This is a genomic window from Collinsella sp. HCP28S3_B9 (assembly GCF_052066095.1).
Taxonomy (GTDB): Bacteria; Actinomycetota; Coriobacteriia; order Coriobacteriales; family Coriobacteriaceae; genus Collinsella.
Genome location: NZ_JBQHST010000008.1, coordinates 13,134 through 39,424, shown reverse-complemented (window position 1 = coordinate 39,424; position 26,291 = coordinate 13,134). Strand labels below are relative to the sequence as shown.

The window sequence follows — 26,291 nt, the reverse complement described above, 5'->3', positions numbered from 1 at the left end:
TGCGCCGCGCAAAGACCCGCTACAGCCCCAGGCTCTGCTCGGTGGCGGCGCAGGTGAGCTCGCCGTGTTTAACGCCGCGCAGGCCCAGCAGACGGTCAGCCAGCTCGTAGACACGCTCGCCGCGACCCTTGAGCGCCAGAATCTCCAAGCAGTTGTGGTGGTCCAGATGCACGTGCATGGTCGAGACAATCTCGTCGGTGTAGTCGTGCTGCACCTCGTCCAGACGGCGCGTCAGATCGCCGGTATGGTGGTCATAGATCATGGTGAGCGACCCGATGACCTGCTCGTCGGGCGTTCGCATCTGCTCCTTGGCAATGGAGGCGCGAATCAGGTCGCGCACGGCCTCGGAGCGGTTGGCAACGTCGCCGCGGCGCGCGATTTGCTCGTCAAAGCGGCGCAACAGGTCGTCGGGAGCGGTGACCGAAAAACGGACCAGCTCGGAGGCGGAGCCGCTGCAACGGCAGCCCACGTCGCCGGTCGGCCCGTGCGGATGCTCGTGCTCGCAGGCGTGCTCGTGCTCGGCCACGCTACACCAGCTTTACGGAGCCAACGGAGTTATGGTCGGCCTCGATGGCCTCCTCGTAGCCCTCGAGTGCGTCGTGCGCCTCGTGGAGTGCCGCCATGGCGGCCTCGAGCTTGGCGCCAATGCGCTCCATGTCAAAGTTCTCGGTCGCATGCAGCAGCTGATGGCTCCACTCGTGAGCGAGCTCGATCGTGTCGTCGACCTGCTTGACGCTCATGGCAAGCTGGCTCATGTTCATTCCGACGTCATGCATGGGAATCTCCTTTTGTACGGGTCTAATCAGTGGTTCAGATTCTACTACGCCCGCTTTACGCATCGCCGCATAAGAAAACGGGTGCGAGTCCGTCTGACCCGCACCCGTTCACTGGGGGCTGTTTGTGATTACCATACTATCCGTGGTCGCGGGCGCAACACCCGGCTCTCCGGCGAGCGGCACAAAACCACTCATGGACGGCAACACATGACCGGCGTATTACAGGTGCTTCTCAAGCAGCGCCTGCAGCCTGGCCTTGGGCAGCGCACCGACGGAGCGGTCGATTTCCTCGCCGTTCTTAAAGACAACCAGCGTGGGGATGCTCATAACGCCAAACTTCATGGCCAGGTCCTGATTGTCGTCGACGTTGCATTTGGCGACGGTAATCTTGCCGGCCAGCTCGTCGGCCACTTCGTCAACAATGGGCGAGAGCGAACGGCAGGGACCGCACCACGGTGCCCAAAAATCAACCAGCACGGGAAGACTGCCGTTAACGACGGAATCGAAATTCTCGGGGGTAATCTGCTTAATGTCAGCCATGGTGACCTCCATAGTGCGACGCGGCTCGGCCGCGTAAAACTCAGTACGACCGTGCTTATACCCAACGGCCCTCAATGCAACCACTCGCGGGCGGCTCTTTTATATAATGGTGGGCATACAAACGATTGGAGAGCGCATGCCCACGTCACAAAGCCAGAAAAAAGAAGCCATCGCCCAGGCGACCGAGCAGGAGCTCGCATCGCTCGCGGGCCGCGGCGTGCGTATCGCGGGCAACGCGTGCTCGCCAATTGTGCTGGTAAAAGGTGATTTAGACGATGCCGAGCGTGCAGGTGGCGAGTTGGCTGCCGGTCCAGACGGCGCCGCGTTGCGTAAGGCGCTCGGCGCCATCGGTTACGCGCCCGAGGATTTCTGCGTGTTGGCAAGTGTTGCCGGCGCGGGCGACGGGGCGGTTGCGATAGGCGAGGACCTGCCGTGCGAGCTGTTCCGCGAGGCGCTCGAGGCCTTGGATCCCGAGGCGGTCCTGCTGCTGGACGATCGCGCGGCCGATACCATGCGCGAGACCTACGCAGACATGCTCGTGGCGATCGACGACTTTGATACCGCCATGCTCAAGCCCGGCTTGGTCGCCCACGTGCAGGGTCGTCGCGTACTCGCGCTCGACGGCTTTGAGGCCGCGCTGACCGACAAGGCCGCCAAGCAGCGCATGTGGGCCTACATCAAGCAGCTGACCCCGGCCGCCGCGCCGCTGTAGCGGACTGGCGCCGGCAAGGCGGTCCTGATGGGTCGAGCGCGGCGCCGACTTGTCGCGCCCTTACATCACTGCGCGAAACTCAAACCGATCGCCGTGAATGCGAAACTGGCAGTTGCCGTTCATGCGCTCGACGGCAAGCTTAATGCTCCTGGTTCCAAAGCCGTGTCCGGTGTGCTCGGCCACGGGCATGCCGTCGACCATGCGCGGCGGGCGCCCAAACGTGTTGGAGACCAAAAGTAGCAGTTGTCCGTCCTCGCAACGCAGGTCCAGATCGACAAATCGATTGCCCTGGGGAGCGGCGCTTGCGGCGACGATGGCGTTGTCCAGGGCGTTTGAGAGTACGCTAAACAGATCGACGTCGGCTACATGGACGCTCTCGGGCACGGCGGCGCGCAAATCGGCGCTGATGCCGTTTCGGTTGATATCGGAGCTAAATGACGAAAGCACGATATTGACCGTGTCGTTGGCGCAGTAGCGGCGCACAGCGGTGCGGTCGTTTGTCTCGCAGAGCTCGTCGATGCGTTCGAGCGCCTCGTCGATGCGGCCCTCCTCGATCAAAGCCGCAAGGCCGCGCAGGAAGTGTCGCATGTCGTGGCGGAGAACCGAAAGCTCACGTCCAGATTGGCGCCAGGCCTCGAGCTCCTTGATGGCTGCGCTGTCGCGGGTCGCGAGCATCCAGCGCTCGCGCTCGGCGATTTCCTTTGCCTCGTATTCGCGCAGATACACAGTAAGAAACATGAGGTAGAACGCGCAAAGCGCAAACGCCAAAAACTCAACCGTCACCACGGAGCCCGAGTGGAAGAGCGTGGTGTAGACGTTGGTGGCGTAGTCAAAGATGTAATAGACGAGCGGCAGGATGAGCAGAATCTCGAGCTCGGTGGGGGTTTTAACCGCCAGGCGCGGACCGATGTCGCTGGCCCAATGCAGCAGGATTGCAAAGACGACGGCCGTGGTGATAATGCGTGCCGCGTAGTACGCGATTTGCGAGTCGGTGGCGGCGAGCGCGGCGATGCCCATCCAGTTGCTGAACTGGCAGCTCAGATAAGCACTGGTGACGCCCAGCATAACGAGCAGCGGGCTCAGGCGATAGCGCGCGCACAGGTAGATGACGAGCGGCAGATGCACGACGAGCGGATATACCTGACGGGCGAAAAGCTCGCCGCCGACGGCATTGGCGAGGCCGAATGCGCATCCGGTTACGGCGCCGACCATCACCAGCTCAAGCGCATGACGCCGGTTGATCTCGATACCGCAGAGCGCCGCCGAGGCAAAAACGCCAAAAAGCAGGGTCGTTGCGTGGTGGATTGCCCAAAGTACCATCTCGGCCGCAGGGAGCATTAGCGCCTCCCGCTCTCGAACCGTGCCGCAAAGTAGGCATCCTGGAAACCCTGCTTGCAGCTGCGCGCCAGCGGGATGCAAGCGCCCGAGCGCATGACGATATCCGTGCGGTTGAAGTGGTCGATATTGCGCAGGTTGACCTGGTAGCTACGGTGACATTTAAAGAAGTTCGCGTTTTTGGTCAGCTGGTCCTCGATGTTGCGGAACGGCTCGAGCGCTTCGATGTCGCGCCCGTCGCGCAGGTGGAATACCACGTGCTTGTTACGGGCCTCGGCGTATTCGATATCGGACAGGCGCAGAGCATGGTATCCAAAGGACGTTTTGGTCACGAGCTCATCGGTCGCGTCAGGTCGCATGCTCGAAAGCTCGTCGAGCAGTTGCGCCAGGCGTTCGTACGTTACGGGCTTGAGTAGGTAGTCGAAGGCGCGGACCTCATAGGACTCCAGCGCGAACTCGGGCGATGAGGTGAGGAACACCAGACGCACGGCTGTATCGGATTGGCGCAACTCCCGCGCGGTGTCCATGCCGTTGACGAGCGGCATGATCATGTCGAGCAGAATGATGTCGGCGCGCGATGCGGCATGGCGGGCCAGCAGGTCCTCGCCGCGCGTGACGAGTGCAACGGCGACTGCCGTGCCCGTCTCGGTCGACCAGCGGTCGATCATCCGGTGCAGTCTATCTAGAAAAGCGACGTCGTCGTCGCAGGCGATGATCTTGAGCATTCGGGCCCCCTTAGTAGTTCGATTTTGCCACATTGGGTGCGCACTGCCCGCGGAGGAACACCCCATTTGCGCCCCACGGTGCGCAACTCGCGCCGAGCAGTATTGCGGTGGCGAAAGATGCCTCCTGCGCTATCGAGAGCTCGACTATCCTCAGCTTGCCAGTTCGAAAATGGATCCGCCCCAAGATTGATTCCTTATTCCAACTTTACACCTGGCTTTACAGCTGTCTTGTCAGCTGTAAAGCCAGGTGTCATACTAAAGCCCCAAGATTCGCCAAAAGAGAGGGGCCTTGATGGCACAGAGCGCGAACATGGATGCATCGGAGCTTGCACGCGATATCGCGGCCGGCCTGGCATCGGCAACGACGGCAACGGAGCGCGCGGCACTGGTGCCCGCAGAGCTCGTCGAGGCCATTCATCAGCTAAAAACCCAACGTGACGCAGTGATCCTGGCGCACTATTATGTGGCGCCCGAGGTCCAGGCCGTTGCCGATTACGTCGGCGACAGCTTCTACCTGGCAAAGCTCGCCAAGAGCCTGCCGCAGCAGACTATCGTGCTGTGCGGCGTGGAGTTTATGGGCGAGAGCGCCAAGCTGCTCAATCCCACCAAGACCGTGCTGCTGCCCGAGCCGGGCGCGGACTGTCCCATGGCGCATATGGTCAAGCGCGAGACGGTCGACGCGGCGCGCGCCGAATATGGCGACGACCTGGCCGTGGTGTGTTACGTCAACTCGACGGTCGAGATCAAGAGCTGGAGTGACGTGTGCGTCACCAGCTCTAACGCCGTCAAGATCGTCTCCGAGCTGCCGCAGCAGCACATCTTGTTCATTCCCGACCAGAACCTGGGCCGCTTTGTGGCCGAGCAGGTGCCCCAAAAGCACGTCATCCTCAACAACGGCTACTGCCCGCGCCATCACATCATCACCGTCGAGCAGATCGTCGACGCACAGGAGGCGCACCCCGACGCTCTCGTGCTGGCGCACCCCGAGTGCAAGGCCGACGTCCTGGCCGAGGCCGACTACATCGGCTCCACTGCCGGCATCATCAAGTATGCCGAGGAGTCGGACGCGAGCGAGTTCATCATCGTGACGGTCCGCGGCGTGCTCTACGAGCTTGAGCGCCGCTGCCAGGGCACCGACAAAAAGTTCTACTTCCCCGCGGTACAGACCACCTGCGTCAACATGGATCTCATCACGCTCGGAAAGCTCGTGCGCTGCCTGGAGACGGGCGAGGGCGAGGTGCAGATCGGCGTGTCGGATGAGGCCGCCGACCAGGCCAAGCTCACGCTCGACCGCATGCTCGAATACGCGGCGCGCTAAGCCAATGTGACATGAGGGACCATCCCTTATGTCACATTACAAGGGAGAGGATTCCTGTGGAAACCAAACAATGCCCCGACATGGAGTGCGACGTCGTCATTGCCGGTTGCGGCGTGGCGGGCCTATACGCGGCCCTCAATCTGCCGACGAGCACGCGCGTGATCATGCTCTCCAAGGGCGCTGTCGACGAGTGCGATTCGATGCTCGCGCAGGGCGGTATCTGCGTGCTTCCCGAAGGCTCTGACTACGACGCCTTCTTTGAGGACACTATGCACGCCGGCCACTACGATAACCGCCGCGAGAGCGTCGACATCATGATCCGCTCGAGCCGCTCGGTCATCAACGACCTGCTGGCCATGGGCGTGGACTTTGAGCGCAAGGCCGACGGCAGCCTCGACTTTACCCGCGAGGGTGCGCACAGCCGCCCGCGTATTGCCTTCCATGCCGACATTACGGGCAAGGAGATCACGACCAAGCTCCTCCAGGCCGTTCGCAAGCTGGATAACGTGCAGATTTTGGAGCACGTGGCCATGACCGACATCCTGACGGGCGAGCGTGATGGCGCCACGGCGTGCCTCGGCGTCGTCGCCGTTCCCGTGGACGAGGACAACTCGGTTCGCCCCGCCGACGAGCTGGCAAATGCCGCCGATGGCGTGCATGCCGGCGAGCCGTTTAAGATCCATGCCCGCCACACGCTGTGGGCGACAGGCGGCATCGGCGGTGTATACGACCACTCGACCAACTACCCGCAGCTCACGGGCGATGCCTGCTACATCGCTCAGGAGCATGGCATTAAGATGGAGCACCTGGACTACGTGCAGATTCACCCCACGGGACTGTTCTCGCCGCAGCCGGGCCGCACCTTCCTGATCAGCGAGAGCTGCCGCGGCGAGGGCGCGATTTTGCTCAACGCCGCCGGCGAGCGTTTTACCGACGAGTTGCAGCCGCGCGACGTTGTCGCCGCCGCCATCCGCGAGCAGATGAAGCAGGATGGTACCGAGCACGAGTGGCTGAGCTTTGCCCCCGTTGAGCGCGACGTGGTGACCGGACACTTTGCCAACATTCGCGCACGCTGCCTGGAGGACGGCCGCGACATCTTGGACGAGCCCATTCCCGTCACACCCACGCAGCACTACTTTATGGGCGGCGTGTGGGTCGACAAGGACGGCCGCACCTCGATGCCCGAGCTCTACGCCGCCGGCGAGACGGCCTGCAACGGCGTTCACGGCAAGAACCGCCTTGCATCAAACAGCCTGCTCGAGGCGCTGGTCTGGGGTCGTCGCGCCGCGTGGCACATGCGTACCGGCCAGTCGCTCGCCGTGGAGCAGGCGGGCGAGCCCGCGCTCGATGGCCGTCATCGCGCCCTGAGCGCCGACACCCTGGCAATCGATGATTTGGCCCGTGCCGCCGGCACGCAGGCCGTGGAGGAGTAGACCATGAACCCCATTACCATGAAGCTCGTCGTCGATGATCTGATTCTGCAGGCTCTGCGCGAGGACATTACGTTTGAGGATGTGAGCACGGCGAGCGTGTGCCCCACGGCGCGTCCCGCCACGGTGGAGCTCATCGCCAAGGCCGATGGCATCATCGCGGGCCTGGATGTGTTCGCTCGTACCTTTGAGCTGCTGGATTCGCAGAGCTCGGTGCTGTTTGACGTTGCCGATGGCGACGAGGTGCACGCCGGCGACCATGTGGGCCAGGTACGCGGCGATGCACGCGTGCTGCTTTCGGGCGAGCGCGTGGCGCTCAACTACCTGCAGCGCATGAGCGGTATCGCTACCTATACGCACCAGATGGCTGCGGCGCTCGAGGGCACCAAGACCGTGCTCGTCGACACGCGCAAGACCACGCCGGGTATGCGCGTCTTCGAGAAGGCCGCGGTCGAGATCGGCGGCGGCAGCAACCACCGCTACAATCTGTCGACGGCCGTCATGCTCAAGGACAACCACATCGACGCCGCCGGTGGCGTGACGCGTGCGATCGAGATGGCGCGCGCCCATGCATCGTTTACCGCGACGGTCGAGATCGAGTGCGAGAACCTGGACATGGTGCGCGAGGCCGTGGAGGCGGGCGCCGACATCATCATGCTCGACAACATGACCCACGATGACATGGCTGCCGCGATTGAGCTTATTGCCGGTCGCGCCAAGACCGAGTGTTCGGGCAACGTGGATGCCGGCAATATCCGTGCGCTTGCCGACCTGGGCGTTGACTTTATTAGCTCGGGGGCGTTGACGCACTCTGCGCCGATTCTCGACCTCTCGCTTAAGCACCTGCGTCTGCTGGACGGTAAATAATGGACGCCCGCAAGCGTCGCCGTGCCATTATGGGCGTGCTCGAGCGAGCCAAAGACCCCGTCTCCGGCAGTACGCTTGCTCGCGAGGTGGGTGTGAGCCGCCAGGTTGTCGTGCAAGACATCGCCCTGCTGCGCGCCGATGGGCACGATATCGTGGCGACCAATCGCGGCTACGTGCTGCAGGAGGCCCCCAGCAGCCCCGCCGTGCCCACGCGCCTGGTCAAGGTTCGCCATAGCATGGAGCAGGCAGGCGATGAGCTCACGAGTATCGTCGACGCCGGAGGCGCCGTGCTCAACGTGATCGTCAATCACCGCGTGTACGGTAAGATCACGGCCGACCTGGACATCCGCAATCGTCGCGATGTTGAGCGCTACCTGCACGATATCGAGAGCGGCAAAAGCTTTCCACTACTAACGGTGACGAGCGGCTATCACTTCCATCGCATCGCGGCAGAGGATGAGCATAGCCTCGACGAGATCGAGGCTATGCTCAAGGAGAAGGGCTATCTGGCAGACCTGATGCCCTACGAAGACGATCTATCGTAGCCGATGCTGCAAACGCCCCTAAGCGGCAATCTGACGTTCAATCGTCGGTCGCGTACAAAAGTACGCTTCCCTCCTCTTTCACGTCACCTTGCTTGCTTAGGGGCGTTTTCGCTGACTTATGCTCAACCTGCGACGGTGCCAAATTAGCTATCCGCACAAAAAAGAGGCCTCTGCGGCGATGCGGAGGCCTCCTTTTTTGTGCACGGTGTACTTGTGAGTGTGCAAGTGGGGGAGTTGTTACTCCTCGACGATCTCGGTGATCGCGCCGGCGGGGCAAGCGTCCTGGCAAGCGCCACAGGCGACGCAGGAGTCCTCGTCAGCAACGGTAGCGACGTCCTGGAGCTCCAGAACGCCAGCGGGGCAGGAGTCGACGCAAACGCCACAAGCGATGCACTCGTCGGCATCAATTACGGGATGAGCCATGGTAGTTTCCTCTCTGTTGACCGACGCTACAGGCGATGCGCGCCGGTTTGATTCGGGCAAAAACATACCACGTGAGCGACCGTTTGCAATACCCTCTGGCCGGCATCTTCATACCATTCGCCGAGTATGCCAAGGCTTACTAAGAAACGCACAGGTGAGGCTGGTGAGCTGTGCAGATGTTAGCTAAAGGTGACTCGAATTATTGAGCAATTGAGTGGGCTTTCGGAAACCATATCTCGTTATCTGGTCGAAAAACGGGTCGCAGTTTCCGGTTGGGCCCGCTAGCGGAAACTACGACCCGGTATCAGCTCTCAAAACGGGATATGGTTTCCGGTTGAGCCTTCAGACGGAAACTACGACCCGGAATCCACGCTCAAACCGGGACGAGCTTTCCGTAAAGCAGCCCCAGGCACCCCCGGCCCAAACCTCAGCCATCTCTACATAGATCTCGAGAGATTTGCCGAGAACTCAATCAGCGCATCTACCTGCGCATTCGAGAACCTAAACTCTAAGTGATAAGAAATCTTATATGAATTGACTTAGATTTTGTATATTCCGGTCCATAAGGGGATACACTACATCCTGAAAGACAAACCGAAAGACCGCTTGGCAGACCGCCGAGTCGGTGCAAACGCACAAGAGAGAGGGAATTTCTAATGGGCAAGATTCTTGGTATCGACCTTGGTACTACTAACTCCGCAATGGCCGTTCTCGAGGGCGGTTCTCCGACCATCATCGTGAACGCCGAGGGCGACCGCACCACCCCGTCTGTCGTGGGCTTCCGTGCCGACGGCGATCGCGTCGTGGGCAAGGCCGCTAAGAACCAGGCGGTCACCAACCCCAAGAACACCGTGTTCTCCATCAAGCGCTTCATGGGCCGCAAGTACTCCGAGTGCACCTCCGAGCTCAAGACCGTGCCGTATGAGGTCAAGGAGGGCCAGGGTGGCCGTGCCGTCGTCGACATCGAGGGCAAGGAATACACCGCCGAGCAGGTGAGCGCCATGACGCTCGCAAAGATGAAGGCCGACGCCGAGAAGTATCTGGGCGAGACCGTCACCGACGCCGTCATCACCGTCCCGGCCTACTTCAACGACGCCCAGCGTCAGGCCACCAAGGACGCCGGTAAGATCGCCGGCCTCAACGTTAAGCGTATCGTCAACGAGCCGACCGCTGCCGCTTTGGCCTATGGCCTGGACAAGCAGGGCTCCGACCAGCGCATCCTGGTCTTCGACCTGGGCGGCGGTACCTTCGACGTCTCCATCCTCGACCTCGCCGATGGCGTGTTTGAGGTTCTGTCCACCTCGGGCGACAACCACCTGGGCGGCGACGACTGGGATCAGCGCGTCATCGACTGGATGGCCGATAAGTTCCAGCAGGAGAACGGTGTCGACTTGCGTCAGGACCCCATGGCCCTGCAGCGTCTGAAGGAGGCCGCCGAGAACGCCAAGAAGGAGCTCTCCGCCGCCCAGCAGTCCACTATCAACCTGCCGTTCATCACCATGAACCAGTCCGGCCCGCTGCACCTCAACTACACGTTGACCCGCGCCGAGTTCGAGAAGATCACCCGCGACCTGCTCGAGCGCTGCAAGCAGCCTGTCACCAACGCCCTGCGCGACGCTAACCTTAAGCTCTCCGATCTGACCGAGGTCATCCTCGTCGGCGGCTCCACCCGTATGCCTGCCGTCCAGGAGCTCGTCAAGACCATGACCGGCAAGCAGCCCAACATGTCCGTGAACCCCGACGAGGTCGTTGCCGACGGCGCTGCCGTCCAGGGCGGCGTGCTCACCGGCGACGTCGAGGGCATCCTGCTGCTCGACGTTACCCCGCTGTCGCTGGGCGTCGAGACCATGGGCGGCATCATGACCAAGATGATCGACCGCAACACCACGATTCCGACCTCCAAGACCGAGGTCTACTCCACCGCTGCCGACAACCAGACCAGCGTCGAGATCAACGTGCTCCAGGGCGAGCGCGAACTTGCCCGCGACAACAAGTCGCTCGGTAAGTTCCAGCTGACCGGTATCCCGGCTGCCCGCCGCGGCGTGCCGCAGATCGAGGTTACCTTCGACATCGACGCCAACGGCATCGTCAAGGTCTCCGCTAAGGACAAGGGCACCGGCAAGGAGCAGCAGATCACCATCTCCGGCTCCACCGCTCTGTCCGACGAAGAAGTCGATCGTATGGTCAAGGACGCCGAGGCTCATGCCGAGGAGGACAAGAAGCAGAAGGAAGAGGTCGAGGTCCGCAACCAGACCGACAGCCTGTGCTACTCCACCGAGCAGACCCTCAACGAGCTGGGCGACAAGGTTTCCGCCGACGTGAAGTCCAAGGCCGAGGCCGCTATCGCCGATGCCAAGAAGGCGCTCGAGGGCTCTGACGTCGAGGCCATCAAGGCCGCTGGCGAGTCCCTGCAGTCCGTGGCCTACGAGCTGGCTCAGGTTGTCTACGCCGACGCTCAGCAGCAGACCGACGGTGCCGCCGGCGCCCAGCCTGCCGACGATGACGTCGTCGACGCCGACTACGAGGTTGTGGACGACGAGGACAAGTAATCATGTCCGCCCGTAAAGCTCGCACGGAGGCGGCTGCCGTTGGAGCCGCCCCCGTTGACTCTGAGGAGAAGGACGTGAAGATTCCCGTAGAGGCCGTCGACGATACCGAGGCCAACGAGGCCGAGGCTGCCGAGGCTGTCGAGAACCAGGTAGAGGATTCCAACAAGGAGGCGACGATGACCGAGGACGAGATGGTGGAAGCCGCTATCCGCGCCGGTGAGGAAGCCGCCGAAAACGACTTTAAGCTCAAGTTCGAGCAGGCCCAGAAGGAGCTTGCCGACGTTCGCAATGAGCTCGATGCTGCGGCAGAGGCTCAGAAGGCTGCCGAGGACAAGGCGAAGGACGCCACCGAGCGCACCGCCCGTCTGCAGGCCGACTGGGAGAACTTCCGTCGCCGCACCGCCAGCGAGCGTATCGCCGAGCGTGAGCGTGCGACAGAGAAGCTCGTCACTGCGCTGCTGCCGGTGGTCGACGATATCGAGCGCGCGATCGACCATGCCCGCAGCCAAGAGCTTTCCGACGACTTTAAGCAGTTCGTCGACGGCGTCGACGCGGTGCATGCCAAGCTACTCGATGTGTTTGCGCACGAGGGCGTTGAGCCCATCGACCCCAAGGGCGAGGCGTTCGATCCGCTCGAGCACCAGGCTGTGGGTCGTGTCGAGGACTCGTCGCAGTACGACGAGACCGTCAACGACGTGTACCAGAAGGGCTACCGCATGGCGGACCGCATCCTGCGTTCCGCGATGGTGACGGTGACCTACGGTGGCGAAAAGCGCCCCGCACCGGAGCCCGAAACGGCGCCCGAGGATGCTGCGGCCGATACGGCCGAGAGCACCGAGGAGTAATTGAGAAGGGCCCCGGGGCAACACCCGGGGCCCTTTCTGGCCTAGTGCCATATGAAAGCATGAGCCGCCGCCCGCTGGGCGACGGATAAAACAGGAGAGGAGCTACGATGGCTGCAGGCAAAACCTTCTATGACATCCTGGGCGTATCCAAGAGCGCCTCCGACAAAGAGATCAAGAGCGCGTTTCGCAAGCTCGCGCAAAAATATCACCCCGACGCCGGCGGCGACGAGGCCAAGTTCAAGGAGATCAGCGAGGCCTACGAGACGCTTTCGGACGAGAAGAAGCGCAAAGAGTACGACCAGATGCTCATGTTTGGCGGCATGCCGGGCGCAGGCGGCGCGTATGGCGGCGGCTACGGTGCCGGCGCGGGTGCCAGCGGCTGGGGAGACATCTTCGACAGCATCTTTAGCGGCAACGGCGCCTGGGGCAGCGATTGGGGCTCGGGCTTTGCCGGGGCTGCGGGCGCTGCCGGTGCCGGCGCGGGTCGCAGCCGCGCTCGCAAGGGCGGCGACCTGTCGCTGACCGTCGATGTGACGGCCGAGGACGCGTTTCGCGGCGTGACGCACAAGGTCACCTATCGCATTCCCTCGACAGGCGAGCAGCAGACCATTACGGTCTCGGTGCCCGCGGGCGCGGTCGACGGCGGCAAGCTACGCTACAAGCGTCGCGGCGAATATGGCGTCGCCGGTGGCGAGCGCGGCGACCTGGTCGTGACCACGCATGTGGAGGAACACCCGCTGTTTAAGCGCAAAGGCGCCGACGTGACCATGGAGGTACCGGTCTCGGTCTACGAGGCGGCGCTCGGCTGCACGGTGGACGTGCCCACGCCCGGCGGTGCGACGGTCCGTTTGAAAGTGCCTGCGGGTACCCAGACGGGCAAGAAGTTCCGCTTTAAGGAGATGGGGGCGCCCGACGTTAAGCACCGTGGCCGTACGGGCGCGCTGCTCGTCGAGATCAAGGTACAGGTTCCCACGAACCTATCCGATGACGAGCGCGATGCCATGACCAAGCTGCGCGAGGCCGACACGCGCGACTACCGCGAGAAGGTCAACCGTTACAAGGCGACGTTCTAGGGCGGTCGCGGTACACGCCCACGCCCGCGGGCTTATGATGGACGATAACGAGACGGAAAGGGGTCAGGTAGCATGGCCGAGGACAATAGGAACAAACCGCTGTACATGATCAGCGTGGCGGCCGAGCTGACCGGCATGCATCCGCAGACTCTGCGCGTCTACGAGTCCAAGGGCCTGGTGAACCCCCAGCGCTCGGGCGGCAACACGCGCCTGTATTCGCGTGCCGATATCGAGCGCCTGGAGCTCATCAACCAGCTGACCGACGAGGGCATCAACCTTGCCGGTGTGGTGCGCATCCTCGATATGAAGGAGCGTGCCGAGGAGCGCGAGCGCGAGAACGAAAAGCTCCGCGCCCGCATGCGCCAGCTCGAGGACGAGCTGCACGAGTACAAGATGCAGAAGAAGATCACCTCCCTGGCCCCGCGCGATGGCTCGGTTAATCCCGAACAGGTCATGCGCAAGCTACTGGGAGCCGGCGGGGATCTCTAGGTTCCGCCGTTCTAACGAACGGCGGACCGGTCGACGCTGCGCGCCACCCAGAGCGACAATTTGTCATTCAAAAGGCAAGGCATGACCAGAAGGTCTATGCCTTGCCTTTTTCATGCCAACTTGTTCGCTCTGGGTGGCGCTCGCTGGCATTGCCGAATCATCGACGTCCCCAACGACTGTCCCCGATGACTACTTGTTTGACCAGTCGTTTAAGAACGTCCCCAACGGCTACCAATCGTTTTCTGTTTGTTAATTTGTATATATGCATCTGCTGGAGGTAACGCTGAGCGGTATCCTGTTAAGTCGTTAGCATACGATTCAACAGGGAAGGCAGATTATGCATTCTCCCCATCAGCGCGACGTGCATCCACAGCCGGTGTGCAGCCGTCGCATCTTCTTGGGTAGCGCTCTTGCCGCGAGCGCTTCCGTCGTCGCCGGCGCGCTCGCCGGCTGTCAGCGCCCGTCCACGCTCAAGGTGGTTCAGCCCACGACGGGCGGCGGTCGCGACGACCTGTCCGATTCCGTGATCGGCAAGGATAAGATCCGCATCGGCATGGAGGCGGCCTACGCCCCGTACAACTGGCAGGTTTCCGAAGCCAGTGAGTACACCATCCCCATCGACAACGTACAGGGCGCCTATGCCGATGGCTACGACGTGCAGATCGCCAAGATCGTCTGCAAGGCCCTCGGTGGCGAGCCCGTTGCCGTCAAGCAGAGCTTCTCGGGCCTTATCGATTCGCTCAACAACGGCCAGATCGACCTCATCATCGCCGGTATGAGCGCCACGCCCGAGCGTGAGGAGTCGGTCGGCTTCTCCGACCCGTACTTTATTGGCTACTTTGGCCTGTTCGTAAAAGAGGGTTCCCCCTACCAAAACGCCACCAAGCTCAGTGACTTCAGCGGCGCCACGGTGCTCGGCCAAAAGGACACCATGCTCGATACCGTCATCGACGAGATCCCGGGCGTCGTTCACAAAAACCCGGTCGACTCCGTCCCCACGGTGTTCTCGAACCTGCTGCAGGGCACCTGCGACGCCGTGACGTACAACACCGAAAACGAAAAGGGCTACATGGCCCAAAATCCCGGTATCGTCCCCATTCATTTTGCCGAGGGCGAGGGCTTTAAGCAGGAGGTCGCGGCAAACGTCGGCTGCCGCAAGGGCTCGGACAAGCTGCTTAAGCTCATCGACAAGACGCTCAAGGGCGTCAGCCAGGAGGAGCGCGACCAGATGTGGGACGCGTGCCTCGACCGTCAGCCGGCATAGGGAGGCAGCATGAAAGCCATCAATCGTCTGGTCTCCTTTATCAAAGCCGACCATCGTTATGTGTACCTGGGCACGAGCGTCATCGCGGCGCTCGGACTGGCGTTTAGCCAGCGCAACCCCACGCCGCTGAGCTTCCTGGCCCCCACGGGCGTGTTCCAAGATTGCCTTTGGGCGATCCTGTGGGCGTGGCTCGTCGTGTCGACGGCGGCATTCGTCACCAAGCTTATGCACTGGAGCGACTATCGCGAAAAGTCGCCGTTCGCATCCGAGCGTTTCCGTCGTGCAGCACGCTTGGGCAGCTATGTCGTGGTCGCCATCGCGGTGGTCTTTTTCGTGGATCGCTGCGTCATGTCGTTTATCGACTTGGTGCAGGTGAGCATTGTCTCGGATTCCAACCCCAGCGACTTTTTGTCGAGCCTGGTCTATATGACCTACAAGAGCGGCGACTTCTTTATCCGCGGCATCGAGATTACCATCGCACTTGCGACCTTCGGTACCGTTATCGCCTTTTTCCTGGCACTGCTCTTTGTGTTTTTGCGCATTCAGACCTTCGATCGCGTGGACAACGACCTGGTGCGCTTCTTTAAGAGCATCGGCCGCGGCTTTACGACCGTCTACTCCACCATCGTGCGCGGTACGCCCATGATGGTCCAGGGCCTGCTCATCTATTACGCGGGCTTCACCGTTTTGCGCGGCATGGGCTTCGAGACCGCCCAGGCCAACCAGATTTGGAGTACCTTCACCGCCGGCCTCGTCACCATCTCGCTCAACTCCACCGCCTACATGATGGAGGTCCTGCGCGGCGGCATCGAGTCCATCGATCCCGGTCAGGCCGAGGCGGCGCGCTCGCTGGGTCTGTCGCAGTGGCAGGCTATGCGTAAAGTCGTGTTTCCCCAGGGCATTAAAAACGCGATTCCGGCGCTCACCAACGAGCTCATCATCAACATCAAGGACTCGTCGGTGCTCTCGGTCATCGGCGTGTTCGACCTCATGTACGCCACTACCACCGTCGCCGGCGTGTACTACCGCCAGATGGAGGTCTACTGCGTGGCACTCGTGGTCTACCTAATCCTGACGCTCGTGGCGAGCCGCCTGCTCGAGGCCTTTGGCAAAAAGCTCGGCGCCGAGGCCCCGGCCACGCTGCCCAGCTCCAACTAGGCTCAAGACGAGGAGAATCATCATGGCAGATACCGCCACTACCGGCGCTGCGGCCGCCGCACAGACCAATGAGCCGCTCATCCGCGTCGAGGGCCTGCACAAGAGCTTCGGCTCGCTCGAGGTGCTCAAGGGCATCGACCTGTCCGTTAACCCCGGCGAGGTCGTTACCATTATCGGCGCTTCGGGTTCGGGCAAATCGACCTTTCTGCGCTGCCTCAACCTGCTCGAGACCCCGGACGCGGGCCATATCTGGTTCCATGGCCAGGACCTCACGGCCGAGCGCTGCAACATTAACAAGCTGCGTGAGGACATCGGCATGGTGTTCCAGGGCTTCAACCTGTTTAACAACATGGACGTGCTCGATAACTGCACGCTTGCGCCCGTCACGCTCAAAAAGATGACCAAGGCCGAGGCCGAAAAGGTCGCGCTGGAGCATCTGACGAGCGTGGGACTCGAAAAGTTCGCGCACGCCGCCGTGGGTCGCCTGTCCGGTGGTCAAAAGCAGCGCGTGGCCATCGCTCGTGCCCTATGCATGAATCCGCAGATCATGCTGTTTGACGAGCCGACCTCCGCACTCGACCCCGAGATCGTGGGAGAGGTGCTCGAGGTCATGCGCAAGCTCGCTGCCGACGGCATGACCATGGTCGTCGTCACGCACGAGATGGCCTTTGCCCGCACCGTGTCCGATCGCGTGGTCTTTATGGACAAGGGCGTGGTCCTCGAGGACGCCGCGCCGGCGGAGCTCTTTGGCAACCCCAAGCACCAGCGTACCCGCGAGTTCCTCTCGCGCTATCTCGAGGACAAATAACCAACCGCAAATGTTTGCATGGCAGGGCCGTTCCGGTGGGGCGGCCCTCGTCATCACAATCGAAAGGATGTCATGGCCGAGGTTTGGCGCTTCTTTGCGCATGAGGATGATTTTGCCGATTTGGACGAAGTTGGCGCGTGCGAGCGCCTGGGGCGCGTGCTGTCGTTTCCGACCGTTTCGAGTATGGATGCCGAGGCGGTGAACTGGCAGCCGTTCGATGACCTGCGCGCCTATATGCAGCAGGCGTGGCCACATGTGTTCGCGGCGGGCGAGGTCGAACTCATCGACCACTCGCTGCTGGTGACACTTGGCGGTTCCGACCCTGCCCTCAAGCCCGTTATGCTCATGGGCCACATGGACGTGGTTCCCGTGGTGCCCGGCACCGAGGCCGACTGGACGCATGCCCCCTTTAGCGGTCACGTGGACGACACCTACATTTGGGGTCGCGGCGCTATCGACATGAAAGACCAGGTCGCAGGTATTCTCGAGGCGGTTGAGTATGCGTTGGTGCACGGCTGGGAGCACGAGCGGACGCTGCTGCTCGCCTTTGGCCAGGACGAGGAAACCACGCAGTATGGAGCGGGGGCCATCGGCCGCGTGCTCGAGGAGCGCGGCGTTGAACTTGAATACCTGATCGACGAGGGTGACTACCGTATTGTTTCGGCTGCCGAGTACGGCGCGGGCGAGGGCTGGCTTATGCATGCCGACCTTGCCGAGAAAGGCTATGCCGATATCGTGCTCAAGACGAAGAGCGAAGGCGGACATTCGTCCAACCCCTACGGCGGCACATCGCTCGAGGTATTGAGCCGCGCTATCGCCGCAATCTGCGATATCGAGTGGCCGACGCGCGTGACCGATCTGCTTGCCGCGCAGCTTGTCGAGTTGGGGCTCTACACGGCGGATGAGATTGCCGCCAACGGAGGCGTCATTGTTCGCGACTGCCTCGCCAGCAACAAGCTCTATCCGCTCGTGACCACTACCTGTGCGCCCACGCAGATTGAGGGCGGCAGCACTGGCGCTAACGTGATGCCGCAGGATATGTGGGCCAATATTAACTTCCGCATGCTTGAGGGCACGGGCGTGGCTGATGTTGTTGACCGTTGCCGCGAGGCCGTTGCCGCGGCGGGCCTCACCGGGCGCGTGGAGGTCGAACTTGGCCCCGGCAGCTCCGAGCCTTCGCCGTCCCCACGTGTTGGCGGACCGGGGCTCGAGGCCGTTCGCACTATTGCCGCCCGCTACTTTCGTGATCCAAAGGGGGCGGAGGAAAACGTACCGAATGCGGCGGGCGGGGCTGCTGTCGGCATTGTGCCCTCAACTGTGATAGGTGCCACCGATGCGGCTAACTATCAGCGTATTTGCTCTGAATGCATTCGCTTTTCGGCGTTTGTGGTCGACGATGACGAGTGCGATCGCGGTGTCCACGGCACCAACGAGCGCATTACCCGCCGTGCCTACCTCCAGGGTGTCCGCTTTTTCATCGCTCTGCTTCAAACGCTCTAGAATGTGATAAAGCGACAGTCCCTTTGTTAGCCGTTGTAGTCGTTGGGGACGTTCTTAAACGACTCGTCGTTAAGGAACGTCCCCAACGACTACGTCCACTCATTCCGTGCGGGTTATATGCAGGTTTGCCTGCGCACGCTATCATATATAGGTTAGACCGCAACTATGTACCCTATACGCGAAGGGATGCGCATGTATCTGAAAATCGACATGTTCTAGCTGGGCTTACCCCGCAACGGCGCCATGCGCCCCATCAATTCCGCCGATTTTCACCTTCACGCATATAAAGGAGTTCCGCCATGCGCGACAAGCTCGAAAAGATCATCAAGGCCTACGAGGAGCTCGAGAAGAAGCTTTCCGACCCGGCCGTCGCCTCCGACATCAAGGAGTTCACGCGTCTCAACAAGGAGTACGCGCACCAGTCCGACCTCATTGCCGCTGCGCGCGAGTACATCGGCGCGCTCGACGACATCGAGGCTGCCAAAGAAATGCTCCGTGACACTACCGATGCCGACGAGAAGGAGATGCTCCAGATGGACATCTCCGAGAACGAGGACAAGCTTCCCCAGCTCGAGGAAGACATCAAGTACATGCTCATCCCGAGTGACCCCAATGACGACAAGAACACCATCGTCGAGATCCGCTCCGCCGCAGGTGGCGACGAGGCGGCCATTTTCGCCGGTGACCTGTACAAGATGTACCAACGCTTCTGCGAGTCGCGTGGCTGGAAGACCACCGTGCTCGACTCCAGCCCCAGCGAGGCCGGCGGTTTTAAGTCCATCGAGTTCAAGGTCGAGGGCGACCGTGTCTACTCCGTCATGAAGTTCGAGTCCGGCGTGCACCGTGTCCAGCGCGTTCCCAAGACCGAGTCCCAGGGCCGCATCCAGACCTCCACGGCAACTGTCGCCGTGCTTCCCGAGGCCGAGGAGATCGACGTTCAGATCAACCAGTCCGACCTGCGCATCGATACCTACTGTGCCTCTGGTCCTGGCGGTCAGTGCGTTAACACCACCTACTCCGCCGTGCGCATTACCCACCTGCCCACCAATACCGTGGTGCAGTCGCAGGAGCAGCGTTCCCAGATTCAAAACCGTGAGGTCTGCATGCAGATGCTGCGTGCCCGTCTGTACGAGATGGAACTCGAGAAGCAGCAGGCCGAGCTCGGCGCCGAGCGCCAGAGCCAGATTGGCCACGGAAACCGTTCCGAGAAGATCCGTACTTACAACCAGCCCCAGGACCGCGTGACCGACCACCGTATCGGTTTCAACTCCACCTACAACGGCGTCCTTCTGGGCGACCAACTCGGTGCCGTCATCGAGGCGCTTGCCGCCGCCGAGCGTGCCGAGAAGCTGGCACAGGCCGTGTAGTAGGTTCCGCCGTTCTACCGAACGGCGGACCGGCCGACGCTGCGCGGGCCGCACCTGTACAATCTGACGTTCAACTTCAAGGGCGCGACCAGAAGGTCAGCGCCCTTTCGTTCCACGTCACCTTGTCTCAAATGCGACCCGCTCGCTGTCCGTCCTCTACCTGCGGCGGGTAGTCATTGGGGACTTATGCTCAACCTGCGGCGCCTTAGATGTAGTCATTGGGGACGTTCTTAAATGACTAGGTTGGGTAAATTACTTTTCGAGTTTATTTAATCTACTTTGTTGGAAATTGACCTGTCTACCTGCTTAAAGTAATTAACAACCTTCATCTGCTATTGAAAATATTGCTCGAAAAATCGTCCAAGAAGTCGCGGGGCCCTTTTTGGTGCGTCGCACGTCAAGTGATTTGGCAAGTTCTTGGTTAGATATTGGTCAGTTTTGGGGCAACCTTGCCAAAAGCTTGACGAATGCAAATCTAGACGTCGGCGAATGAACACTTTGAGCGAGCCCGGTGCAAAATTCTGGGCTGATTCTCGATAATCGCTTCCAATCGTCTCTCGCCGCGTGCCGCCCTCGCGTACAATCTGCTCCGACATTCGCGCGCCGCCCGGCGCTTAAGAGGGGAGGACCCATGGCAAACGAGATCTGGACCATCAGGCGTTGTCTCGAGTGGACCAAGGAGTACCTAGCCGAGCGCGGCGAAGAGCACCCCCGTCTTTCTGCCGAGTGGCTGTTGTGCGCCGCCACGGGCCTAGCGCGCATCGACTTATATATGCGTATGGACGACACGCTCGATGCAGCGCAGCTCGAGACCATGCACGCGGCGGTTGTCCGTCGCGCCAAGGGCGAGCCGCTGCAGTACATCACCGGCAGCACGCAGTTCCGCATGATCGACGTCGCGTGCGCCCCCGGCGTGCTCATTCCACGTCCCGAGACCGAGATGCTCGTCGAGGAAGTCCTCAATTATCTGGATGCCGAGGTTCTGAGCCCCGAGGCTGCCACCCGCCAGCGCGTAGAGTTGCCATGGAACGACGAGGTCGAGCAGGCGCGTAAAGCCGAAGTCGCATTGGCTGACGAACGCGCGACTGCCGAGCGCCGTGCCGCCAACCTCACGGCTGCCGATGAGGCGGCGTTGGGCGGAGACGTGCTGGGCAGCCGAGCTTATGCCGAGGAGCTGGCCGATCGTGAGGCCGAGGAAGCCGCCGCGCAGGCAGCTGAGGCCGAGACCGCGGAAGTCGCTGAGCCCGAGCTCGACGAATACGGCATTGCCATCGAAGGCGTCGAACAAGAGACGGCCCTAGTGCAGGATGCCGCCGCGTCTGTGCCTGCCGACCCCCGCATTGCCCGCGTTCTCGAGGTCGGCTGCGGCACAGGCTGCATTTCGCTCTCCCTTGCTTGGGAGCGTCGCGGCCATGTCGCCTGCACCGCTACCGATATCGAGCCGCGCGCCATCGACCTGGCCACCAAAAACCGCGATGCACTCGGGCTGACGTCCGATGAGGTCGCCTTCAGCCTCACGAACCTGGTGAGCTCTATCCCCCGCGAGGAGTGGGGCACCTTCGACGTGCTCGTTTCCAACCCGCCTTATATCCCGACTGACGTCATGCGCTCGCTGCCGCACGAGGTCAAGGACTTTGAGCCCGATTTGGCGCTCGAGGGCGGAGCCGATGGCCTTGATATCTTCCGCCGCCTGCTCAATGCGGCGCCCTATATGCTGCGCGCCGGCGGCCTGTTTGCCTGCGAGCTCTATGAGGGTGCCCTCGACGCCGCGGCCGAGCTCTGCCGCCAGGCGGGTCTTTCGGACGTACGCATCGTCCGTGACCTCACCGATCGTCCCCGCATCGTTCGAGCTATCGTCACCGAGCCCAAACAACGTCAGTAAAGTACGAAGCGTATTGGCGGCGCGGCGGCGGGAGCGCTGCGCCGGAAATGTAAAGAGGCTTGTCACGGCTCAATTACCCCTCACTTTCACCGACTGCTATAGCCGCTCACCAAACCAACATGCGCTGTGGACAAATAGGTTAAACGTTTCGTGCGAGAATGCCCCTCAGTAAACAAACTTTCACCAGAGCGTAAGGGGCTGGCATACACATGCAGACGGTCTATCGGGTATTCGAGGGAGCTCGCGAGCCGCATCGGCTCGCCGTCGAGCGTACGGCCGAGGTGCTCGGCCGTGGCGGCCTGGCCCTGATCCCGACCGAGACCGTCTATGGCGTCGCTGTGGCAGTCAACGCCTTCTCGGACGCCGTGCCCCAAGATACAAGCGAATCACTGCCGTGGCCGCGCGATCCGCAGGCTGCCGTCAACGGCGCCGCGGTGCCCGCGCTCGGTACCGGCTACCGTCGCATCTTTACCCTCAAGCAGCGTGAGCTCACCCAAACGGTCGCCTGGCTGGTCGATGATGCCGAGGCCCTCGACCGCTACGGCGTGGATATCCCAGAAGAGGCACGCATACTTGCCCGACGATGCTGGCCGGGCGCCCTGACTATTGTGGTCAAGGCGGCTCCCTGCGTGCCGACCTTTATGCGTGCCGCCGACGACACGGTGGCTCTTCGCGCGTCGGCATCGCCCGTGGTACAGGCGCTCATCTGCACCTGTGGCAGCCCACTTGCCTGTACGAGCGCCAATACACACGGCGCGCCCGCGCCGGCAAGCTTTGCCGACGTTGAAGACCGCATTCTAGAAGGGGTCGACGTGGCCGTCGACGCGGGCGAGACGCCGTGCCGCGACGCTTCGACCATCGTGTCGTTCCAGCACGGCGGGCTCCAGATCCTGCGCCAAGGCGCACTTCCCGCGTCAGAGATTGAGCGGGTCCTGTCCGACCCGATGCATAGAAAGGTGTAAGCGATGTCGTTGAATCTGGGCAGTCTGGGCATGGAAGATGCCTCGTTTGACTTTGGCGGTTCCTACATCATGGCGCTCGACTGCGGCACCACCTCGGTACTTGCGACCATCGTCGACGAGTACGGCTGCATCGTCGCCCAAGCGCGCCGCAGCGTCAAAACCAGCTTCCCGCGTCCCGGCTGGGTGGAGCAAGACCCCATGGCGGTCCTTGCCAGCCAGATTGCGGTCATGATGGAGGTTCAGTTTAAGAGCGGGATTCATTCCGATCGCATCGCCGCCATCGGCATCTCCAATCAGCGTGAGACCACGGTGGTCTGGGACCGCGTGAGCGGCCAGCCCATCTATAACGCCATCGTATGGCAGTGCCGTCGCACCGCGTCTCTGATCGATAATTTGGTTGAGCAGGGCGCAGAAGAGCTGGTGCGCTCCCGCACGGGGCTTACGCTCGACCCGTATTTCTCGGCCTCCAAGGTGCAGTGGATTCTCGACAACGTCGACGGCGCACGCGAGAGCGCGGCGGCGGGCGACCTCATGTTCGGCACCATCGACACCTGGCTCATCTACAACCTCACCGGCAGCCAGGTCTTTGCCACCGACTACACCAATGCCAGCCGCACGGCACTCTTTAATATCCATACGCTCGATTGGGACGACGACCTGCTGGCGCTCTTTGACGTTCCACGTTCCATGATGCCCGAGGTTCGTTGGAGCTCGGGCGACTACGGCCGCGTCGCGAGCGACATCATGACCAACATGCCACCCATCATGGGCGTGGCGGGCGACCAGCAGGCGTCGCTGTTCGGCCACTGCTGTTTCCATCCCGGCCAGACCAAAAACACCTATGGTACTGGTTGCTTTATGCTCATGAACACCGGCGACGAGGTCGTCGAATCCAAGAACGGTCTGGTCTCCACCATCGGTATCGCCGCGGACGGCAAGATCAGCTATGCACTCGAGGGTTCCATCTTTGCCGCCGGCTCCACCATGAACTGGCTTCGCAACAACATGGGCATCATCTCGAACGTGAGCGAGTCTGCACAACTCGCCGCTTCGATTAACGACAACGAGGGCTGCTACTTCGTTCCCGCCTTTGCGGGTTTGGGCGCCCCCTGGTGGGACCCGCGTGCCCGCGGTATCGTGTGCGGTCTGACCGGCGCCTCGAGCCGTGCGACCATCGTACGTGCCGCCTGCGAATCCATGGCGTATCAGAGCTACGACGTGCTGCGCGCCATGGAGCAGGACGTGGGGCTTTCGATCGAACGCCTGTCTGTCGATGGCGGCGCGTCGCGCAACGAGTTCATCATGCAATTCCAGGCCGACCTGCTGGATATCCCCGTGCTGCAATGCGAGACGGTGGAGACCACGGCAATCGGTGCCGCGTACTTGGCGGGCCTTGCCGTCGGCTATTGGGAAGACCTGGAAGAGCTGGAGCAAAATGCCCAGATTGTTAGGACCTTCCTTCCCCACATGTCCGCCGAGCGCCGCGAGCAAAACCTTGCGGGCTGGCGCGATGCGGTCAAGCGCTCGCTCAGTACCGCACAGTAGGGCTGCGACGGGCCACTCGATACAGCAAACCGCTAAACTTGTGTATGGCGCGCGGCGGCAACATCGCTGCGCGCCTTGTCAGCAAGGCCATTTTGTGGCCGCAACGAAAGGGGCAAGACCCATGACCGTCACCTACGATGCGTCCCGTGTGACGCTTGTCGATCATCCGCTCGTTCAGCACAAGCTGTCGATCCTGCGCGACAAAAACACCGGCACCAATCAGTTCCGCCAGCTCGTGCGCGAACTCGCGCTTTTTGACGGCTACGAGGCCATGCGCGACCTGCCTATGGAAGACGTCGAGGTCGAGACTCCCATCACTACCGCCACGTTCAAACAGCTCGCCGGCAAGAAACTCGCCATCGTGCCCATCCTGCGTGCGGGCCTTGGCATGGTCGACGGCATCCTCGACCTGGTGCCCTCCGCTCGCGTGGGACACATCGGTATGGAGCGCGACGAGGTTACCCACGAACCGCATGAGTATTACTGCAAAATGCCCAAGGATATCGACCAGCGCATCTGCCTGGTTGTCGACCCCATGCTCGCCACGGGCGGTTCGGCCGAGATGGCCATCAGCTACCTGCGCGAGCGCGGTGTCAAGGACATCCGCATGCTGTGCATCGTCGCGGCCCCCGAGGGCCTCAAGTCGCTGACCGAGAAAGACCCAGATGTGCATATCTATACCTGCGCCATCGACGACCATCTCAACGAGGCTGCCTACATCGTTCCCGGCCTCGGCGACGCCGGCGACCGCATCTACGGTACGCTCTAGTCGCTGGGCTAAGACGGCCACGGCTGCAAATACGAAGAAACGGTGCGCGCGGACGAACAAAAGGCGACCGCGCGCACTTCTGTTAACGGACGTTTTGCCCTGCAGGGTTCGAGAAAAACGTATTACCGTACCTGCGGCATAAAGATGGTCTTAAGAAAACGAACAGGTGCGTATTAACCGATGCTTTTTCGGTTGTACTTTAGCGATTGGCTCGTACAATAGTCACCAATGTTTGGCGGGAACTGTTCTGTGAAGCGTTAAAAAAGAAAGTGAGGACGCCAGTGTTTCAGATAGCCGATCTGCTCGCTATCGTTGCAGGCGCCATCGCGGGCGCGGTCGCCTTTCTTCCCTTTGTTTTTACGCTCAAGCCGGTTCTTGACGATAAACAGAATGCGGACATGCTCAAGGGTATGGTGAGTCTGGCGGTCTCGGCAATCGCCCTGCTTGCCTTTACCTTGGTTGTGTTTGTGTTGTTCGGAGAGGCATTTCGCATGTTCCTCCTGGGCGAGGCGATCGGCTTCGTGGCCTTTATGGCCGCCTGTACGGTTCGTGTCGCCAAGGCGCTGCGAGATCCTCATGAGGTCGAAAGGTAAGTCGTGGAAATTTTTGAAAAGCTGCCTGATGAGATTAATCATCTGGTCAGCGAGTTCAGCTCCACCCCCGTCGTGGGCGATCTGAGCTGCGGCATCACGCAGTACTCGTTTTGGCTGATCGTCTCCACGATCGTGCTCCTGATCGTCCTGGCCGTGTTCAAGAAGAAGCAGGCCCTGGTTCCCAAGGGCTTCTTCGTCAACGGTTTCGAGTACATCATCGAGTACGTCGAGAACGATATCGGCAAGGGCGTCGTGGGTGAGAACTGGAAGAAGCACTTCCCGTTCTTGTGCTCGCTTTTCCTGTTCATCCTGATCAACAACATGATCGGCCTGATCCCGGGAATGAAGCCCGGCACCGGCGCAATCGGCTCCACCGCCGCGCTCGCCATCTTCGCCTTCGTGTACTTCATCTACTACGGATGCAAGGCTCACGGCGTGATCGGCTACATCAAGAGCCTCGCCCCGCAGGGCGTGAGCTTCCCGATGAACGTCCTTGTGTGGGTCGTCGAGCTTTTCTCGACCTTCCTGCGCCTCATCACGCTCGCCGTCCGTCTGTTCTGCAACATGTTCGCAGGACACGTGGTCATGGGCTCGTTCGCCATCATGGCGAGCATGTTCATGCAGCCGCTGCTTCAGCAGGTTTCCGCGGCCCACGCCGTCGGCGCCCTGCCTTCGCTGGCCTGGCTTGCCATCCTCATCCTGATCTATGCGATCGAGCTTGTGGTCGGCGCCATCCAGGCTTACGTCTTCACGGTCCTTACCGCCGTGTATGTCTCCGAGGCAGAGGAGGTCGCGGAGGAGGAGTAGTCTTCCGTT

Annotated in this window: 26 protein-coding genes; 20 read left to right on the top strand and 6 right to left on the bottom strand. The window is 61.5% G+C overall.

Features of this window, described 5'->3' with window-relative positions; genetic code table 11:
- Nucleotides 1-19: 19 nt before the first annotated feature.
- The 3 genes from nikR to trxA form a co-directional block, all read right to left on the bottom strand.
- Nucleotides 20-526 (bottom strand): nickel-responsive transcriptional regulator NikR, encoded by a 507-nt coding sequence (gene nikR, locus ACTNBB_RS03190; RefSeq protein WP_427795236.1) that lies wholly within the window; start codon nucleotides 524-526, stop codon nucleotides 20-22.
- Nucleotide 527: 1 nt separating this feature from the next.
- The gene (locus ACTNBB_RS03185; protein ID WP_006235225.1) at nucleotides 528-776 is read right to left on the bottom strand and encodes a hypothetical protein; all 249 of its coding nucleotides are present in this window, start codon (nucleotides 774-776) and stop codon (nucleotides 528-530) included.
- Between the two features lie 219 nt (nucleotides 777-995).
- Nucleotides 996-1,316, bottom strand: a complete 321-nt coding sequence (trxA, locus tag ACTNBB_RS03180) for a thioredoxin (RefSeq protein ID WP_154518161.1) — start codon at nucleotides 1,314-1,316, stop codon at nucleotides 996-998.
- 136 nt (nucleotides 1,317-1,452) lie between these two features.
- On the opposite strand from trxA, the gene ACTNBB_RS03175 reads away from it, so the two are divergent.
- The gene (locus tag ACTNBB_RS03175; RefSeq protein WP_154518158.1) at nucleotides 1,453-2,028 is read left to right on the top strand and encodes a hypothetical protein; all 576 of its coding nucleotides are present in this window, start codon (nucleotides 1,453-1,455) and stop codon (nucleotides 2,026-2,028) included.
- Nucleotides 2,029-2,088: 60 nt separating this feature from the next.
- Here the strand turns inward: ACTNBB_RS03175 and ACTNBB_RS03170 are convergent, their stop codons facing one another.
- Complete coding sequence (locus tag ACTNBB_RS03170; RefSeq protein WP_441057307.1) at nucleotides 2,089-3,366, bottom strand: sensor histidine kinase; 1,278 nt, start codon at nucleotides 3,364-3,366, stop codon at nucleotides 2,089-2,091.
- Nucleotides 3,366-4,088, bottom strand: a complete 723-nt coding sequence (locus ACTNBB_RS03165) for a LytR/AlgR family response regulator transcription factor (protein ID WP_441057309.1) — start codon at nucleotides 4,086-4,088, stop codon at nucleotides 3,366-3,368. Before ACTNBB_RS03165 ends, ACTNBB_RS03170 begins: the two co-directional genes overlap by 1 nt.
- 292 nt (nucleotides 4,089-4,380) lie before the next feature.
- On the opposite strand from ACTNBB_RS03165, the gene nadA reads away from it, so the two are divergent.
- The 4 genes from nadA to ACTNBB_RS03145 are packed head-to-tail and all read left to right on the top strand — an operon-like array spanning nucleotide 4,381 to nucleotide 8,248.
- Nucleotides 4,381-5,406 (top strand): quinolinate synthase NadA, encoded by a 1,026-nt coding sequence (nadA, locus tag ACTNBB_RS03160; protein WP_441057311.1) that lies wholly within the window; start codon nucleotides 4,381-4,383, stop codon nucleotides 5,404-5,406.
- A gap of 56 nt (nucleotides 5,407-5,462) precedes the next feature.
- A complete protein-coding gene (locus ACTNBB_RS03155; protein WP_441057313.1) occupies nucleotides 5,463-6,839 on the top strand; it encodes an L-aspartate oxidase in 1,377 nt (458 codons plus the stop codon).
- A 3-nt stretch (nucleotides 6,840-6,842) separates the two neighbouring features.
- Entirely contained in the window at nucleotides 6,843-7,703 is an 861-nt protein-coding gene (gene nadC / locus ACTNBB_RS03150) for a carboxylating nicotinate-nucleotide diphosphorylase (protein ID WP_427794080.1), read from the top strand.
- A complete protein-coding gene (locus ACTNBB_RS03145) occupies nucleotides 7,703-8,248 on the top strand; it encodes a transcription repressor NadR (RefSeq protein ID WP_441057315.1) in 546 nt (181 codons plus the stop codon). Before nadC ends, ACTNBB_RS03145 begins: the two co-directional genes overlap by 1 nt.
- Before the next feature lie 237 nt (nucleotides 8,249-8,485).
- Here the strand turns inward: ACTNBB_RS03145 and ACTNBB_RS03140 are convergent, their stop codons facing one another.
- Nucleotides 8,486-8,737: an indolepyruvate ferredoxin oxidoreductase subunit alpha gene (locus tag ACTNBB_RS03140; RefSeq protein WP_158564522.1), complete on the bottom strand. Its 252-nt coding sequence runs from the start codon at nucleotides 8,735-8,737 to the stop codon at nucleotides 8,486-8,488.
- A gap of 590 nt (nucleotides 8,738-9,327) precedes the next feature.
- Here ACTNBB_RS03140 and dnaK point away from each other — a divergent pair.
- The 15 genes from dnaK to atpB all read left to right on the top strand — a co-directional run bounded on the left by dnaK (nucleotide 9,328) and on the right by atpB (nucleotide 26,282).
- The gene (gene dnaK, locus ACTNBB_RS03135) at nucleotides 9,328-11,220 is read left to right on the top strand and encodes a molecular chaperone DnaK (protein WP_154518137.1); all 1,893 of its coding nucleotides are present in this window, start codon (nucleotides 9,328-9,330) and stop codon (nucleotides 11,218-11,220) included.
- Between the two features lie 2 nt (nucleotides 11,221-11,222).
- Nucleotides 11,223-12,065, top strand: coding sequence for a nucleotide exchange factor GrpE (locus ACTNBB_RS03130; RefSeq protein WP_441057317.1), 843 nt, complete (start codon nucleotides 11,223-11,225; stop codon nucleotides 12,063-12,065).
- A 107-nt stretch (nucleotides 12,066-12,172) separates the two neighbouring features.
- Nucleotides 12,173-13,138, top strand: coding sequence for a DnaJ C-terminal domain-containing protein (locus tag ACTNBB_RS03125; protein WP_154518131.1), 966 nt, complete (start codon nucleotides 12,173-12,175; stop codon nucleotides 13,136-13,138).
- Between the two features lie 72 nt (nucleotides 13,139-13,210).
- Nucleotides 13,211-13,627, top strand: a complete 417-nt coding sequence (locus tag ACTNBB_RS03120) for a heat shock protein transcriptional repressor HspR (RefSeq protein WP_427719306.1) — start codon at nucleotides 13,211-13,213, stop codon at nucleotides 13,625-13,627.
- Nucleotides 13,628-13,964: 337 nt separating this feature from the next.
- Complete coding sequence (locus ACTNBB_RS03115) at nucleotides 13,965-14,891, top strand: transporter substrate-binding domain-containing protein (protein ID WP_441041446.1); 927 nt, start codon at nucleotides 13,965-13,967, stop codon at nucleotides 14,889-14,891.
- Nucleotides 14,892-14,900: 9 nt separating this feature from the next.
- Nucleotides 14,901-16,049 (top strand): amino acid ABC transporter permease, encoded by a 1,149-nt coding sequence (locus ACTNBB_RS03110; RefSeq protein ID WP_441057440.1) that lies wholly within the window; start codon nucleotides 14,901-14,903, stop codon nucleotides 16,047-16,049.
- 22 nt (nucleotides 16,050-16,071) lie between these two features.
- Nucleotides 16,072-16,857, top strand: a complete 786-nt coding sequence (locus tag ACTNBB_RS03105; protein ID WP_427794051.1) for an amino acid ABC transporter ATP-binding protein — start codon at nucleotides 16,072-16,074, stop codon at nucleotides 16,855-16,857.
- Nucleotides 16,858-16,929: 72 nt separating this feature from the next.
- Nucleotides 16,930-18,357 (top strand): M20/M25/M40 family metallo-hydrolase, encoded by a 1,428-nt coding sequence (locus tag ACTNBB_RS03100; protein WP_441057438.1) that lies wholly within the window; start codon nucleotides 16,930-16,932, stop codon nucleotides 18,355-18,357.
- A gap of 299 nt (nucleotides 18,358-18,656) precedes the next feature.
- Nucleotides 18,657-19,724, top strand: a complete 1,068-nt coding sequence (gene prfA / locus ACTNBB_RS03095; RefSeq protein WP_154518366.1) for a peptide chain release factor 1 — start codon at nucleotides 18,657-18,659, stop codon at nucleotides 19,722-19,724.
- Between the two features lie 631 nt (nucleotides 19,725-20,355).
- Nucleotides 20,356-21,606, top strand: coding sequence for a N5-glutamine methyltransferase family protein (locus ACTNBB_RS03090; RefSeq protein ID WP_441031993.1), 1,251 nt, complete (start codon nucleotides 20,356-20,358; stop codon nucleotides 21,604-21,606).
- Nucleotides 21,607-21,815: 209 nt separating this feature from the next.
- A complete protein-coding gene (locus ACTNBB_RS03085; protein WP_441057436.1) occupies nucleotides 21,816-22,568 on the top strand; it encodes an L-threonylcarbamoyladenylate synthase in 753 nt (250 codons plus the stop codon).
- Nucleotides 22,569-22,571: 3 nt separating this feature from the next.
- Nucleotides 22,572-24,113: a glycerol kinase GlpK gene (glpK, locus tag ACTNBB_RS03080; protein WP_427796111.1), complete on the top strand. Its 1,542-nt coding sequence runs from the start codon at nucleotides 22,572-22,574 to the stop codon at nucleotides 24,111-24,113.
- A gap of 121 nt (nucleotides 24,114-24,234) precedes the next feature.
- Complete coding sequence (gene upp, locus ACTNBB_RS03075; RefSeq protein ID WP_040359658.1) at nucleotides 24,235-24,882, top strand: uracil phosphoribosyltransferase; 648 nt, start codon at nucleotides 24,235-24,237, stop codon at nucleotides 24,880-24,882.
- A 281-nt stretch (nucleotides 24,883-25,163) separates the two neighbouring features.
- Entirely contained in the window at nucleotides 25,164-25,475 is a 312-nt protein-coding gene (locus tag ACTNBB_RS03070; RefSeq protein ID WP_441071024.1) for a hypothetical protein, read from the top strand.
- A 3-nt stretch (nucleotides 25,476-25,478) separates the two neighbouring features.
- Nucleotides 25,479-26,282: a F0F1 ATP synthase subunit A gene (gene atpB, locus ACTNBB_RS03065; RefSeq protein ID WP_271737353.1), complete on the top strand. Its 804-nt coding sequence runs from the start codon at nucleotides 25,479-25,481 to the stop codon at nucleotides 26,280-26,282.
- Nucleotides 26,283-26,291: the final 9 nt, after the last annotated feature.